At 72.0% G+C, this 11,070-nt stretch carries 12 protein-coding genes; 6 read left to right on the top strand and 6 right to left on the bottom strand.

Translation table 11 applies throughout. The annotated features are described in order from the left end of the window. Positions 1–187: 187 nt before the first annotated feature. Positions 188–673, top strand: a complete 486-nt coding sequence (locus PLJ28_RS13635) for an ASCH domain-containing protein (protein ID WP_183528980.1) — start codon at positions 188–190, stop codon at positions 671–673. A gap of 51 nt (positions 674–724) precedes the next feature. Here PLJ28_RS13635 and PLJ28_RS13630 read toward each other — a convergent pair whose 3' ends face one another. After that, a complete protein-coding gene (locus PLJ28_RS13630; RefSeq protein WP_183528978.1) occupies positions 725–2,125 on the bottom strand; it encodes an NAD(P)/FAD-dependent oxidoreductase in 1,401 nt (466 codons plus the stop codon). 133 nt (positions 2,126–2,258) lie between these two features. Beyond that, positions 2,259–3,023, bottom strand: coding sequence for a TIGR03084 family metal-binding protein (locus PLJ28_RS13625; protein WP_183528976.1), 765 nt, complete (start codon positions 3,021–3,023; stop codon positions 2,259–2,261). A gap of 186 nt (positions 3,024–3,209) precedes the next feature. Here PLJ28_RS13625 and PLJ28_RS13620 point away from each other — a divergent pair, with 186 nt between their 5' ends. Next, on the top strand, positions 3,210–4,049 hold the full coding sequence (locus PLJ28_RS13620; RefSeq protein WP_183528974.1) for an SDR family oxidoreductase: 840 nt from the start codon (positions 3,210–3,212) through the stop codon (positions 4,047–4,049). Positions 4,050–4,117: 68 nt separating this feature from the next. Further along, positions 4,118–4,504 (top strand): ester cyclase, encoded by a 387-nt coding sequence (locus PLJ28_RS13615; protein ID WP_255459695.1) that lies wholly within the window; start codon positions 4,118–4,120, stop codon positions 4,502–4,504. A gap of 54 nt (positions 4,505–4,558) precedes the next feature. Here PLJ28_RS13615 and PLJ28_RS13610 read toward each other — a convergent pair whose 3' ends face one another. After that, positions 4,559–6,217 (bottom strand): AMP-binding protein, encoded by a 1,659-nt coding sequence (locus tag PLJ28_RS13610; RefSeq protein ID WP_183528970.1) that lies wholly within the window; start codon positions 6,215–6,217, stop codon positions 4,559–4,561. 178 nt (positions 6,218–6,395) lie between these two features. On the opposite strand from PLJ28_RS13610, the gene PLJ28_RS13605 reads away from it, so the two are divergent. Further along, positions 6,396–7,979 (top strand): flavin-containing monooxygenase, encoded by a 1,584-nt coding sequence (locus PLJ28_RS13605; protein WP_183528968.1) that lies wholly within the window; start codon positions 6,396–6,398, stop codon positions 7,977–7,979. Here PLJ28_RS13605 and PLJ28_RS13600 read toward each other — a convergent pair. After that, positions 7,952–8,248 (bottom strand): biopolymer transporter Tol, encoded by a 297-nt coding sequence (locus PLJ28_RS13600; protein ID WP_324590243.1) that lies wholly within the window; start codon positions 8,246–8,248, stop codon positions 7,952–7,954. The two genes, PLJ28_RS13605 and PLJ28_RS13600, sit on opposite strands and share 28 nt — an antisense overlap. A 114-nt stretch (positions 8,249–8,362) precedes the next feature. Between PLJ28_RS13600 and PLJ28_RS13595 the strand changes: the two genes are divergently transcribed. Together PLJ28_RS13595 and PLJ28_RS13590 are read left to right on the top strand one after the other, a co-directional pair. After that, positions 8,363–8,950 carry a YdeI/OmpD-associated family protein gene (locus PLJ28_RS13595; protein ID WP_183528964.1) on the top strand — a complete coding sequence of 196 codons (588 nt, stop codon included), beginning with the start codon at positions 8,363–8,365 and terminating at the stop codon, positions 8,948–8,950. Positions 8,951–9,202: 252 nt separating this feature from the next. Further along, positions 9,203–9,850: a methyltransferase gene (locus PLJ28_RS13590; RefSeq protein WP_183529472.1), complete on the top strand. Its 648-nt coding sequence runs from the start codon at positions 9,203–9,205 to the stop codon at positions 9,848–9,850. A 37-nt stretch (positions 9,851–9,887) separates the two neighbouring features. Here the strand turns inward: PLJ28_RS13590 and PLJ28_RS13585 are convergent, their stop codons facing one another. Beyond that, positions 9,888–10,130, bottom strand: coding sequence for a CDGSH iron-sulfur domain-containing protein (locus PLJ28_RS13585; RefSeq protein ID WP_221243759.1), 243 nt, complete (start codon positions 10,128–10,130; stop codon positions 9,888–9,890). Beyond that, the coding region (locus PLJ28_RS13580; RefSeq protein WP_183528962.1) for an iron-containing redox enzyme family protein at positions 10,127–11,070 on the bottom strand (944 nt) is incomplete at its 5' end. The genes PLJ28_RS13585 and PLJ28_RS13580, both read right to left, overlap by 4 nt.

Genomic DNA, 11,070 nt, shown 5'->3' with positions numbered 1-11,070 from the left:
CGTTCGCAATGAAAAGGTCAGGGGTTCGACTCCCCTAGGCTCCACCAGACAGTTCACGACAGGGAACCGGTTCGCCGCCAGGCGGGCCGGTTCCCTGCGTTTCCGGCCCCTGTCCCGACGGCTGCCCGGAGCCGGTGCACCGCCGTGGCCGCAGGCACCGCCGCGCGGTTCCACTACGGTGGAGCACGTGACCAGTCGAACTGACGCCGGCCTCCGCTCGTTCTGGGACCGCGCCCGCGCCGCCTCGCCCGCGCTGCCGGTCGGCTTGCCGCAGGCCTGGGCCTTCGGGGCCACCCCGGTGCACGCGGACGGACTGCTCGAGCTGGTGCTGGCCGGCACGAAGACCGGGACCGCCTCCTCGCTCTGGGACCACGAGGCCACCGGGGAACCCGTCCCGCAACCGGGTGAGCTGAGCATCATCCTCGACGGCGCGGGCCGGCCGCGCGCGGTCCTGGAGACCACGGAGGTGGTCATCGTCCCGTTCGACGAGGTCGACGAGGACCACGCCCGCTCCGAGGGGGAGGGCGACCGGACGCTGCGCGCCTGGCGTGCGATCCATGAGCGCTACTGGCGGGACCACTCCGAGAACCCTCGCGGCTTCGAGCCCACCATGCCGGTGGTCTGCGAACGGTTCCGGCTGCTGCACGCCGAACCGGCAGGCCGCGCGTCGTAGGGGCCGTTCGGCACGCGCCGGCCGCCCACCGGCCGACGGCCAGAGGCGGCGTCAGGCCGCGGCCGGGCCGGCGTACTCCCTCATGCCGGCCAGCTCCGCCATCCGCGCCAGCCCCGGCCCGAGGTGCGCGCGGAAGCGGGCGGCGGCCGCCTGCACGGCGGCTTCGCCCGCCCTCTCCGGCGGGATCCGGGTCGGGTTCAGGGTGGTGCGTTCCGACCACGCCTTGATGTCCGGTTCGCAGGCGAACGACGCGGCCGCGCGGCCTCCCAGGACCTGCATGCGGGCCCAGCTCCTCGGGGTGTCCGGCAGGGGCGAGGGCAGGCAGACGCTGTTCTTCTCCTCGTCGTCGTCGCGGGTGGCCTCGACGTAGCCGGTGATGGCCGCGCCGAAGCAGGGGAAGCCCGCGCGGACCGGCTGCAGGGTGATGGCATGGCGCTGCCAGATCGGCACCACGGGGGCGTACTTCAGCCCGGAGGCGGCGCAGTGCACCACGATGCTGTCCGCGGGCACCCGGACGTCCCCGGAGTCGAAGTGCAGGATCCCGGGGTCCACGTGCCGGAGATGACCGCGCCGCACGACGTCCTCGATGGTGCGCAACCGGTCCACCTCCCACTGCCCGATGGTCGGGGTCTTCGCCATGGTCGGGGTCACCGACTCGTCGATGCGCACCATCACGCCCGCGTCCTCGAGCCGCAGGAACAGGTCGTCGGGGGAGGACGCGGCGGCCCCCGCGGCCATGATGTCCCCGGCCGAGCGGTAGAAGACCACCGGGTCCGGCTGCAGGGCGGCGCGGTTGATCATCCAGGGTTCGCGGGACCGCACCCAGCAGATCGCGCCGGGGTCCACGTCGTTGCCCAGGAGCCACATGCACGCATCCGTCGCGGTCTTCCCGGACCCGACGACGACATACCGGCCGGGTGCCTCCGTCACCTTGACGAGGTCGTTGACCGGGATGACCCGGGCCCCGGCGCCGACCCCGAAGGTCGGCGGCGTGGTGGCCGGGATGTCGGGGCCGAGGTAATCGGTGGTGACGACGCGCGCGGTGTCCGCGACCTCGAACCGGCGGCCGGAGACCCGGGAGACGAACGTGTGGTCGCCGAGGTACTCGCAGCCCGGATGGAACTCCACCTTGCCGGAGTCGAGCATCCGCTGCAGGACGCGGACGTAGTAGGCGCAGATCTCCGGTGCGGTGGCCCGTTCGTGCAGCCCGGCCTCGGGGCCGCTGTCCTGGATGCGCCCCTCGCCGAGCCGGGTCGAGGCCACCCCGTAGAAGAGCGAGGCCTGGTGGAGCCGGACGAAGGGATAGGCGTCGAGCCAGTGCCCGCCGACACCGTGCCGTCGGTCCACCATGACCACGTGGACAGTGGCGTGGTCGATCAGGGCGTCAACGAAGGCCATCCCGCTGGCGCCTGCACCGACCACCAGGTAGTCGGCGGCAATCACAGCGCCCATGGGAAAATTCTCTGCCTCCGGGACAGACCGGTCAATGTGCGGGGAGCCCCCGCGCGTGTCGATCCGAACCGGTGCGCCCTGCTCCTCAGTCGGCTCCTCAGCCGGCCTTCGCGCGCTGGCCGCGCGGGTTGAACTAGCCGCGCTGGCCGCGCGGCGGGCCGGCGAACACCTGCGCGATCGGCAGCCACTGCCGCGCCGCGGGGCCCTCGGCGACCAGCGAGGTCTCCTGGTGGTCCCGGCGCTGGGCGACGACCAGGCAGAAGTCCTCGGCGCTCCCGGTGACGCGTCCGGTGGCGTCCTCCGGCCCCCAGGTCCAGGCCTCCCCGGAGGGCGCGGTGAGCTCGATGCGGAACTCGCCGACGGGCGGTTCCAGGCCATTGATGCGGAAGGCGAAGTCGCGGGTGCGCACGCCGAGGTGGCAGACGTCCCGGAGCCGGTCGGTCGGCACGCGCCGCACCCCCAGGGCGTCGGCGACGTCCTGGCCGTGGGCCCACGTCTCCATCAGCCGGGCGGTCGCCATGGACCGCGGCCGCATGGGCGGGCCGAACCACGGCACCGTCGAGGCGGGATCGACCGCGTCCAGGGCATCGGCGACGCGCCTGCGCCCCTCACGCCAGTCGGCCAGCAACCGGGCCCGGTCCCGTGCGGCACGCTCGCTTGCCGACTCGTTGACGTGGTCGAAATTGCCCTTCACGGCTGCAGCGTGGTCGGCGAAGGCGCCGGGGTCGGTCAGGGCCAGGAGTGACATCTCGTCGGTCCAGGCCAGGTGCCCGATCTGGTGGGCGATGGTCCAGCCGGCGGCGGGCGTGTCCCGGCGCCAACCGGCCTCGTCCAGCTCGGCTACCAGGGTGTCGAGGTCCTCGGCTTCTGCGCGGAACGCCGCGGCGATAGACGTCATGTCCGCATCGTCGCACGGACGGCACCGTACCCGGCGTGCGTACGCTGGTGTGACGTGCACCATGGGACCCGGCCTCGCCCCGTTCCACCGACCTCCGTTCCACCTGCTCCCGTTCCACTGGCTCCACCGGCCCCGGGCCGCTTCGCCCTCGCCGCCGACCGCCCGACCCTCCGACGAAGGAATCCCATGACCGACTCCACGCACCGCACCCTGTCCGGCCGCACGATCCTCATGTCCGGAGGCAGCCGGGGCATCGGCCTGGCCATCGCGGTGCGCGCGGCCCAGGACGGGGCCAACGTTGCCCTGCTGGCCAAGACCGAGAGGCCGCACCCCAAGCTCGAGGGCACCATCCACACGGCGGCGGCGGCCATCGAGGCGGCCGGCGGGCAGGCACTGCCGATCGTCGGCGATGTCCGGGACGAGGCCTCGGTGACGCAGGCCGTGGCCCGCACCGTGGAACGCTTCGGCGGGATCGACGTCGTGGTGAACAACGCCAGCGCCATCGACCTGTCGAAGACCCCGGACCTGCCGATGAAGAGGTACGACCTGATGCAGGACATCAACACCCGCGGCTCGTTCCTGCTGGCGAAGACCGCGCTGCCGCACCTGGGCCGGTCCGGGGCAGCCCACATCCTCACGCTGAGCCCCCCGCTGAACCTGAACCCGCAGTGGGCCGGCCGGCACCTGGGGTACACGATCGCCAAGTACGGGATGTCCCTGGTGACCCTGGGCCTGGCCGAGGAACTCAGGGGCCAGGGGATTGCCGCCAACAGCCTCTGGCCGCGTACGACGATCGCCACCGCCGCGGTGCGCAACCTGCTCGGGGGCGAGGAGGTGGTGGCCCGCAGCCGGATCCCGGAGATCATGGCCGACGCCGCGCACGAGATCCTCACCCGGGACCCGCGCGAGTGCACGGGCCACTTCTTCATCGACGACGAGGTGCTCGCTGAGGCCGGGGTCACCGACCTCTCCCGCTACGGCGGCCCGGAGCAGACCCTCGAGCGGGACATCTTCCTGGACGAGTGACGGTGACGTCCGGGCGACCCGCCGGCCGGATGAGCGCCGCGGATAATGGCCGGATGGAGCCGTGGGAGATGCGTGAGTGGTACGCCGAGTACCTCGAGGCGTGCAACCGGCACGACCTCGAGGCCATCCGGTCGTTCATCGACCCCTCGGTGCGGCGTGCGCACCTGCCGGGCGGCGCCGATGCGTGGGTGGACGACGTGGCCGACCTCTTCCAGGCCTTTCCCGACTGGCGGTGGCGCCGCATCCAGCTCATCGTGGAGGAGGACCGCCTCGCCGTGCACCTGCGGGGGAGCGGTACGCACCGGGGTGCGTTCCGGGGCATCGCCCCGACGCGACGGCACGCCAACGTCGCCGAGTTCGCGATGTACCGCGTCGCGGACGGTCGGATCGCGGAGTACTCCGGGGTGGTCGACACGATGGAGCTGCTGACCCAGCTCGGCAGGACAGCGCCGTAACCGGTCGCTCCGCGGACGCGGCCCGAGGCGGTGCCGGCGCCGGGACCGGGTGGGTCAGCTCCGCGCCGTCTCGGTCTCCACGCGCTCCCCGGCCAGCAGTTCCATGGCCTGTTCCCGCAGGTCGACCTTGCGGACCTTGCCGGTGACGGTCATGGGGAACTCGTCGATCACCTTCACGTAGCGCGGGATCTTGTAGTGCGCGATCCGGCCCGAGCAGTACTCGCGCAGGGACTCCGCCGTGGGGGCTGCTGCCCCCTCGCGGATGCGGATCCAGGCGATGAGCTCCTCGCCGTACTTCTCGTCCGGCACGCCCACCACCTGCGCGTCGATGATGTCCGGGTGCGTGTAGAGGAACTCCTCGATCTCGCGCGGGTAGATGTTCTCCCCGCCGCGGATCACCATGTCCTTGATCCGGCCGGTGATCCGCACGTATCCCTCCTCATCCATCACGCCGAGATCCCCGGTGTGCATCCAGCCCTCGGCGTCGATCGCCTCGGCGGTCCGCTCGGGGTCGTTCCAGTACCCCTTCATCACGGCGTAGCCCTGGGTCTGCAGTTCCCCGGCCTGGCCGCGGGGCACGACCTCGCCCGTGGCCGGGTCCACGACCCGGATCCTCAGGTGGGCGCCCACCCGCCCGACGGTGCTGACGCGCCGCTCCAGGCTGTCCGACGTCGAGCTCTGGATCGAGACCGGCGAGGTCTCCGTCATGCCGTAGCAGATGGTCACGTCCGTCATGTTCATCTGCTCGATCACCTGGCGCATCACCGACTCCGGGCACGGCGAACCCGCCATGACACCGGTGCGCAGGCTGGAGAGGTCGTAGGACTCGAAGTCCGGCAGCCCCAGTTCGGCGATGAACATGGTCGGCACCCCGTACAGGGACGTGCACTTCTCGGTGGCCACGGCGTGCAGGGTCGCGGCGGGGTCGAAGCCGGGGGCGGGGATGACCATGGCCGCCCCGTGGGTGGTGGCCGCCAGGTTGCCGATGACCATCCCGAAGCAGTGGTAGAAGGGCACGGGGATGCAGATGCGGTCGGCCTCGGTGTACTCCACGCGCTCGCCGTCGAAGTACCCGTTGTTGAGGATGTTCCGGTGCGTGAGCGTCGCGCCCTTGGGGAACCCGGTGGTGCCGGAGGTGTACTGGATGTTGATCGGGTCGTCCGGGCTGAGGCCCGCCGCGACCTGCGCCAGCCGGTTCTCATCCGCGGCGGCACCGGCCAGGCCCCCCCACTCCGGGGTGCCGAGGATGACCACGTCCCGGAGCTCGGGGCAGTCGTCCCGGACGTCGGCCAGCATCCGCTCGTAGTTGGAGGTCTTGAAGGAGGATGCCGCGATCACCGTGCGGATGCCCGACGTCGTCAGCGCGTACTGCAGCTCGTCGCGCCGGTAGGCCGGGTTGATGTTGACCAGGATTGCGCCGATCTGCGCCGTGGCGTACTGCACCAGCGTCCACTCGGCCACGTTCGGCGCCCAGATCCCCACGCGGTCCCCGGTCCGGATCCCGGCCTCCAGCAGCCCGGTGGCCAGGCGCGCGACGTCGGCCGCGAACTCCGCGTAGCTCCAGCGCCGGCCGGTCTGGACCTCCACGAGCGCGTCGCGCTCGCCGAACCGCTCGACGGTGCGCGCCAGGTTCTGCCCGATGGTCTCCTCCAGCAGGGGGGTGTCGGTCGGGCCCTGGTCCTGAGAGGGTGCGGCGGTCGGCTGAGTGGTCATGGACGATCTCCTGGCGTTGCGGTGAGCTGCATCACAGTGGTGCGACGTCGGCCAGTTTAGTTACTGACCGCTAACCGGTCTAGACCCCGCCGATTCAGACCCGCCGGTCAGGCGCCCAGGACAGGACCGCAGGACAGGACCGCAGGACAGGGTGAGCCGGGGCGGGGAAGATGGATCCATGACCCCCGAACCCGTGGACGTGCTGATCATCGGCGCCGGACTCTCCGGCGTCAACGCCGCCTACCGGATCCGCGAGGCCTGCCCCGAGCTGTCCGTCCGGGTCCTCGAGGCGCGCGGGGAGACCGGCGGCACCTGGGACCTGTTCCGCTACCCGGGCGTGCGCTCGGACTCGGACGTGTACACGCTGACCTTCCCCTTCCACCCATGGACCGGCCGGGACACGATCGCCAGCGGTGAGCAGATCCGGCAGTACCTGCAGCAGGTCGTCCAGGACACGGGGCTGCGCGAGCACATCCAGCTGGACACCCGGGTCACCAGCGCGGACTTCTGCACCGACGAGGCCCGCTGGCACGTCCGTGCGGTGCGCGCCGGGCCGGCCGGTGGACGGCAGGAGCGGTACACGGCCCGCTTCCTGGTCGCCTGCACGGGCTACTACGACGCCGAACACCCCCACGATCCCGGTTTCGACGGGGTCGAGGACTTCACCGGCACCGTCGTGCACCCGCAGCACTGGCCGCAGGACCTCGAACTCGCCGGCCGCCGGATCGCGGTCATCGGCTCCGGGGCCACCGCCGTGTCCCTGGTGCCCGCGCTCGTCGAGGCCGGTGCGCAGGTGGCCATGGTCCAGCGCACGCCCGGTTACGTGCTGGGCCTGCCGCGCCGGGACCCGCTGGCGGGCCTGGCCCGTCGGCTCCTGCCCCCGACGGCGGCGCACCGGGTGATGCGCGCGAGGAACGCCGCGATGCAGTGGGGCTTCTACCGCGCCTGCCGCCGGGCCCCTCGACTGATGCGCTCCGTGCTGAGGCGTCGCGCCGTCGCGGCCACCGGGTCCGAGGCCCTCGTCGACGAGCACTTCACCCCGCCCTACGACCCCTGGGAACAGCGTCTGTGCGTGGCCCCGCACGGGGACCTGTACGCGGCCATCCGGGCCGGGCGGGCCGGCGTCGTGACCGGTGAGGTCGAGCGCTTCGTACCCGAGGGGGTGAGGCTGGCCGACGGCCGGATCGTGGAGGCCGATGTCGTGGTCACCGCGACGGGGCTGCGGGTGCTGTTGCTGGGCGGGATCGAGGCGTCGGTGGACGGGGTGGGCATTGACCCGGCCGCGTCCTACGCCTACTACGGGGCGATGCTCAGCGGCGTGCCGAACCTGACGTTCTGCATCGGCTACGTCAACCAGTCCTGGACCCTGCGCTCGGACCTGACCGCCCGGTTCACCGCGCGCGTGCTGCGCCGGCTCGTGGACCGCGGACTGGACTCGGTGGTCCCGGAGGTGCCGGACGGCATTGGCCCCGGCCACCCGTTGATGGCGGACCTCCGCTCCGGGTACCTCGTCCGCGCGGCACACCTGATGCCCCGCGCCACCGACCGGTATCCCTGGGCGATGGCGCAGGACGTGGTCCGTGACGGCTGGGCCACCGGCCACGCCGACCTGGAGGTGGGGCTGTGCTGGAGCCGGACGGCCCGGGCCTCCCAACCCACTCAGGACGGGGCGGGACAGGACGGAGCGGGGCAAGGCGGGGCTGCCCAGGACGAGACTGTGCAGGACGGGGTCGTTCAGGACGGGGCGAGGCGGTCCAGGTGAGCAAGCCGGTCCTCGGCGCGGTCGAGGCGTTGGGGCACCTCGAGGTCCCACCACGCGTCACCGCGCTCACCGAGGCCCTCCTTGGCCAATTGGACCCGGTCCCGGGCGGCCCGCTTCGCGCTCTCGTCCCCGGCCGTGCGCACCGCCGAGCGCGCCCTGCCCAGGTGCGAGCGCAGGCGGGCGGCGGTCTCCTCGCGCAGCTCGGGGTCGGTGGCGCGCCACTTGCGGCCGTCCACCACGATGTACCGGCCGTCCTCGGTGCGCTCCATGATCGAAGCCTACGCGCGGACCACCGGGGCCGAACGGGCCGGGCGCACGGGGGAGGGCAACCTGGCGGGGGATCTCGCACTCCAGGCGGCCTGGTGGGAGGATGCGGAGGAACCATGACCAGAGAACCGGAGACGCTCATCGTGCCGGACGCCGCCGCCTGGCGGGCCTGGCTGGACGAGCACGAGTCGGAAGCGGACGGGGTCTGGCTGCTGCTGGCCAAGAAGGGGACCACCGCGCCGACGTCCCTGACCTATGCGCAGGCCCTCGACGAGGCACTGTGCAGCGGTTGGATCGATGGGCAGGCGAAGTCTGTCGACGCGCAGACCTACCGGCAGCGGTTCACCCCTCGGCGCAAGGCCTCGCTCTGGTCGCAGCGCAACATCGGCAAGGTGCAGGCGCTCACCGAGGCGGGCCGGATGCGACCACGCGGCCAGGCCGAGATCGAACGCGCCAGGGCCGACGGCCGGTGGGAGCGTGCCTATGCCGGCCCGGCGACCGCCGAGATGCCCGAGGACCTAGCCGTAGCCCTGGAGGAGTCGCCGCGGGCCGCGGAGACCTTTGCCACCCTGAACGGCCAGAACAGGTACGCGGTCCTGCACCGGGTCCTCACCGCGCCGAGCCCGGCCAGCCGGGCCAACAGGGTGGCGAAGCTGATCGGCATGCTGGAGCGCGGCGATACGCCGTATCCGCAACCGGGTTGATGCCTTGCCAGGGGGAGAGGATGGGGCGCCCCGTCTTCAGACGGTGATTCATTCCAGGATGGACATTTCCCCGGGTCCTCCCGGCCTGATGCGTCCATCCTGCGATGATTCCTGGTCGGCGCGATGGGTTCGGGCGGTGAGATCCGTCGAGATCCGCCGCGGTCTGCCAGTGTCGGGTTCCCGGTGGGGAGCGCCGACCCGGTCTGACATCATGAGATGGATGAGCACTCTCGACTTCGCCCGGGTGGCGTGATGAACCAGGTTTCCGACCCGTCGCCGGCGGCGGCCTCGCGCTTGACCTTCTGTGGGCTCTCCATCGCCTACGACCACCGGGTGCTCGAGCCCAGGCCGTGGACCGAGGCGCAGTCGCAGTGGGCGGCCGAACTGCTCCCCGACGCTCCCGCCGGTCCGGTGCTGGAACTGTGCGCCGGCGTCGGGCACATCGGACTGGGCGCCGTGCGCGAGGGCGACCGCGACCTGGTCATGGTCGACGTCAACCCGGTGGCCCGGGAGTTCGCGGTGGCGAATGCGGCCGCCAACGGGCTGGGTTCCCGCGTCGAGTTCCGGCTGGCCCGGATCGATGAGGCGCTCGGTGAGGACGAACGGTTCCCGTTGATCATCGCGGACCCGCCGTGGGTGCGCTCGGCGGAGACCTCGCGGTTCCCGGCGGACCCCGTCCTGGCGATCGACGGCGGCGACGACGGCCTGGACCTCGCGCGGACGTGCGCCGACCTCATCGTCGGTCACCTGGCCGGCGGGGGCTCCGCACTGCTCCAGCTTGGCAACACCGCCCAGGCCGAGCTGATCGCCGCCTATGCGGGGCAGCGGTCCGACGGTGCGGTCAGCGCGGTCGAGACCCGCGTCTTCGACCGCGGGGTGGTCGTGCGGCTCACCCGCTGACCCCTCAGGCTGCCCGGCGGGCCGGTCGGTGCGCCGGTCAGCGGCCGGGGCGCCTGCGCATCACCTTGTGGGTGCCGTCACACCACGGCTTGATGGCGGAACCGCCGCAGCGGCAGACGGCGCTGACGGGCCGGGTGGTCTGATATTCGTTGCCGTCCTCGTCCTGCACCACGTGATCGCCGCGGAGCAGGATCGGGCCTCCCGGACAGAAGATCACGTCCGGGTGGCCCGGGGTCATGCCCGGCCCCTGGCCCGGCAGCCTGCCCGGTTCGTCGCTCATGAGGCCCACGCGCCGAGCATGCGCTGGGCGTAGCGGTCGTCCTGGTCCAGGCTGGTCCACGCGCCGAAGAAGACGTCCTCGTGCAGGGAGGGCTCCTCGGCCAGCAGGGCCCCGCAGATCGTGCGGACGGCCAATTGCTCGTGCACCGCGTCGGCCTCGACGTGCTCGGTGTAGTACTCGACCATTTCCGCAGGGAAGCCCAGGCGCTCCAGCCCGCCGGCGATCTTGCGCGACGGCGAAGAGCTGGTGGCCTCGAAGGCGGTCAGAAAGCCGAGCGAGGCCGCACGGAGTCGCCGGTTCAACCCGAACAGGGACATCACGTTGTTCTGCTCGAGGACCTCGACCGGGACCTCGTCGATGTACGCGCCGTACTCGGCCGACAGGCCGCTGGCCGTCAGGCCCTGGGCGAAGAGGTGGGCGTGCAACCGGTGCGGGTTGCCACCCCCGTACTCGTCGTACTGCAACTCCATCACGGCGGCCTTGACGGTATCGGACAGGCGGGGGATGACCCACGTGGTGTGGTCCGACTCCTTCAGGTGGTAGATCGACTTGTGACGCAGGAACTCCCGCACCTGCTCCTCGGATGCGGAGCGGTGGATGTGGGCCGCCAGCGAGGGGCCGTCGTGGTCGGCGACGAACGCGAAGAAGTCCTCGGCGAAGTTCCCGGGCTCGGGCACCCCGGGGGTCCGGGCGCGGAGCTCCCGCTCGAAGTCCTGCTCGAGGCGCCGTCGCACCGCGATCAGCTGCGGGTCCCACTCCAGGTCGCCCGCCACGTCCTCGAAGCCCCGGTAGTGCTGCTCGTACAGGGCCCACAGGGTGATCTGGGCGTCCTCGGGACTGCCGGCGTCCGGGGCGTCGGCCGCCCGGGAGGTGTCCCCGGTGCGCAGGGACTCCAGGACGCACTCGCTGAGCGGGCCGCGCGCGGTGGGGGTCAGCATGG

The sequence above is a fragment of the Citricoccus sp. genome (assembly GCF_035445025.1).
Taxonomy (GTDB): Bacteria; Actinomycetota; Actinomycetes; order Actinomycetales; family Micrococcaceae; genus Citricoccus.
This window is presented reverse-complemented; position numbering and strand designations above follow the sequence as displayed.

Excerpts from the sequence above, each read along its gene's own strand:
- PLJ28_RS13600 (WP_324590243.1), bottom strand. The coding sequence starts at position 8,248 with ATGGAGCGCACCGAGGACGGCCGGTACATCGTGGTGGACGGCCGCAAG.
- PLJ28_RS13630 (WP_183528978.1), bottom strand. The coding sequence starts at position 2,125 with ATGGGCGCTGTGATTGCCGCCGACTACCTGGTGGTCGGTGCAGGCGCC.
- PLJ28_RS13585 (WP_221243759.1), bottom strand. The coding sequence starts at position 10,130 with ATGAGCGACGAACCGGGCAGGCTGCCGGGCCAGGGGCCGGGCATGACC.
- PLJ28_RS13590 (WP_183529472.1), top strand. The coding sequence starts at position 9,203 with ATGAACCAGGTTTCCGACCCGTCGCCGGCGGCGGCCTCGCGCTTGACC.
- PLJ28_RS13605 (WP_183528968.1), top strand. The coding sequence starts at position 6,396 with ATGACCCCCGAACCCGTGGACGTGCTGATCATCGGCGCCGGACTCTCC.
- PLJ28_RS13610 (WP_183528970.1), bottom strand. The coding sequence starts at position 6,217 with ATGACCACTCAGCCGACCGCCGCACCCTCTCAGGACCAGGGCCCGACC.
- PLJ28_RS13615 (WP_255459695.1), top strand. The coding sequence starts at position 4,118 with ATGCGTGAGTGGTACGCCGAGTACCTCGAGGCGTGCAACCGGCACGAC.
- PLJ28_RS13595 (WP_183528964.1), top strand. The coding sequence starts at position 8,363 with ATGACCAGAGAACCGGAGACGCTCATCGTGCCGGACGCCGCCGCCTGG.
- PLJ28_RS13620 (WP_183528974.1), top strand. The coding sequence starts at position 3,210 with ATGACCGACTCCACGCACCGCACCCTGTCCGGCCGCACGATCCTCATG.
- PLJ28_RS13625 (WP_183528976.1), bottom strand. The coding sequence starts at position 3,023 with ATGACGTCTATCGCCGCGGCGTTCCGCGCAGAAGCCGAGGACCTCGAC.